Source organism: Streptomyces sp. KR55 (assembly GCF_052245645.1).
GTDB classification, from domain to species: Bacteria; Actinomycetota; Actinomycetes; order Streptomycetales; family Streptomycetaceae; genus Streptomyces; species Streptomyces flavusporus.
Genome location: NZ_JBQQCE010000799.1, coordinates 1 through 2,381 on the forward strand (window position 1 = coordinate 1; position 2,381 = coordinate 2,381).

At 69.1% G+C, this 2,381-nt stretch carries 4 protein-coding genes; all 4 read left to right on the forward strand.

From position 1 onward, the window contains the following. The first annotated feature begins 211 nt into the window (after positions 1-211). Positions 212-535, forward strand: a complete 324-nt coding sequence (locus tag ACTWQJ_RS50225) for an integration host factor (RefSeq protein ID WP_003977346.1) — start codon at positions 212-214, stop codon at positions 533-535. Between the two features lie 60 nt (positions 536-595). Next, positions 596-1,153, forward strand: coding sequence for a guanylate kinase (gene gmk, locus ACTWQJ_RS50230; protein WP_129796809.1), 558 nt, complete (start codon positions 596-598; stop codon positions 1,151-1,153). A gap of 55 nt (positions 1,154-1,208) precedes the next feature. Further along, positions 1,209-1,481: a DNA-directed RNA polymerase subunit omega gene (gene rpoZ / locus ACTWQJ_RS50235; RefSeq protein WP_003988945.1), complete on the forward strand. Its 273-nt coding sequence runs from the start codon at positions 1,209-1,211 to the stop codon at positions 1,479-1,481. Positions 1,482-1,617: 136 nt separating this feature from the next. Continuing rightward, positions 1,618-2,381: bifunctional phosphopantothenoylcysteine decarboxylase/phosphopantothenate--cysteine ligase CoaBC (gene coaBC / locus ACTWQJ_RS50240; protein WP_443313021.1), on the forward strand; the 764-nt coding region annotated here is incomplete at its 3' end.

Consider the following 2,381-nt stretch of genomic DNA (forward strand, 5'->3'; position numbering starts at 1 on the left):
CTCAAATCCAGGGCAGTATGTCTGAAATATCCTGTCCTGACAGAGGCTGACCAGGACTTTTCCGCTGTTCTCGCTGACTCTGGCGGACTTGACCGCTAGTCTCCGACGAGAGTGAACGGGCAAGCGTGTTGCTCGTGGCTCCCCAGGTGTGGGGCGACTAGGTTCCTCACCGGTCCGTATCCGACAGTTCGACATCCGAGGTGACGTAGGCGTGGCTCTTCCGCCCCTTACCCCCGAACAGCGCGCAGCCGCGCTCGAAAAGGCCGCCGCGGCTCGCCGGGAGCGGGCCGAGGTCAAGAATCGACTCAAGCACTCCGGCGCCTCCCTTCACGAGGTCATCAAGCAGGGCCAGGAGAACGACGTCATCGGCAAGATGAAGGTCTCCGCCCTGCTCGAGTCCCTGCCGGGCGTGGGCAAGGTCCGCGCCAAGCAGATCATGGAGCGACTCGGCATCTCCGAGAGCCGCCGCGTGCGTGGTCTCGGGTCCAACCAGATCGCCTCCCTCGAGCGCGAGTTCGGCAGCACCGGTTCCTGACTTCCTCCGGGACACCGGGACTGGTCCCGGGCACTCCCGGATTGCTGGAATAATCGCTGCATGAGCGAACGTCCGCGGCTGACCGTGCTCTCCGGACCCTCCGGGGTCGGCAAGAGCACGGTCGTCGCCCATCTGCGCAAGGAACACCCCGAGGTCTGGCTCTCGGTCTCGGCGACGACCCGCAAGCCCCGCCCCGGCGAACGGCACGGAGTCCACTACTTCTTCGTCACCGACGAGGAGATGGACAAGCTGATCGCCAACGGCGAGCTGCTGGAGTGGGCCGAGTTCGCCGGCAACCGCTACGGCACGCCGCGTGCGGCCGTACTGGAGCGGCTGGAGGCGGGCGAGCCCGTCCTGCTGGAGATCGACCTCCAGGGCGCCCGGCAGGTTCGTGAGTCCATGCCCGAGGCGCAGCTGGTGTTCCTGGCCCCGCCCTCCTGGGAGGAGCTGGTCCGCAGACTGACCGGCCGGGGCACCGAGCCGCCCGAGGTGATCGAGCGCCGGCTTCGGGCCGCGAAGGTCGAGCTGGCGGCCGAGCCGGAGTTCGACGTGACCCTGGTCAACACCTCCGTCGAGGACGTGGCGCGCGAGCTGCTAGCCTTGATGGACGTCGTGTGATCGTGACTGACTGATCACCCTGACTGATTCTTTCCCATCCATCGGAAGGTAGAGCGTGTCCTCTTCCATCTCCGCGCCCGAGGGCATCATCAACCCGCCGATCGACGAGCTCCTCGAGGCCACCGACTCGAAGTACAGCCTCGTGATCTACGCGGCCAAGCGGGCCCGCCAGATCAACGCGTACTACTCGCAGCTCGGCGAGGGCCTCCTCGAGTACGTCGGTCCGCTCGTCGACACCCACGTCCACGAGAAGCCGCTCTCGATCGCCCTGCGCGAGATCAACGCGGGGCTGCTGACCTCCGAGGCCGTCGAGGGCCCGGCGCAGTAGTATTTTCTGCTCGCAGCAGTCTTATCCACAGGCCCGGCAGCGCGACTGCCGGGCCTGTGGTCTGCTCGGGGGTGCGGGGTCGTCCCCCGCGATGATGCAGTGTGGAGTCGTACGTTGCCGAGTCCGGGGAGAGACGGTGGACAAGCCCAAGGTCGTTCTGGGGGTCAGTGGCGGCATCGCCGCGTACAAGGCCTGTGAGCTGCTGCGCAGACTCACGGAGTCCGGTCATGACGTCCGTGTCGTTCCCACCGCCTCCGCCCTGCACTTCGTCGGTGCCGCGACCTGGTCCGCCCTGTCCGGCAACCCCGTCTCGACGGAGGTCTGGGACGACGTCCACGAGGTGCCGCATGTGCGCATCGGCCAGCAGGCCGACCTGGTGGTCGTCGCCCCGGCCACGGCCGACACGCTCGCCAAGGCCGCCCACGGCCTCGCCGACGACCTCCTGACGAACACCCTGCTCACCGCCCGCTGCCCGGTCGTCTTCGCCCCCGCCATGCACACGGAGATGTGGGAGCACCCGGCCACCCAGGAGAACGTGGCGACGCTGCGCCGCCGCGGCGCGGTCGTCATCGAGCCCGCCGTCGGGCGGCTCACCGGCGTCGACACCGGCAAGGGCCGGCTGCCCGACCCGGGCGAGATCTTCGAGGTCTGCCGCCGCGTCCTGGCCCGGGGCGTCATCGAGCCGGACCTCCGGGGCCGCCATGTCGTCGTCAGCGCCGGTGGCACCCGCGAGCCCCTCGACCCGGTCCGCTTCCTCGGCAACCGCTCCTCCGGCAAGCAGGGCTACGCCCTCGCCCGTACGGCCGCCGCCCGCGGAGCCCGGGTCACCCTGGTCGCGGCGAACACCACCGGCCTGCCCGACCCGGCCGGCGTGGACGTCGTCCCGGTCGGAACGGCCGT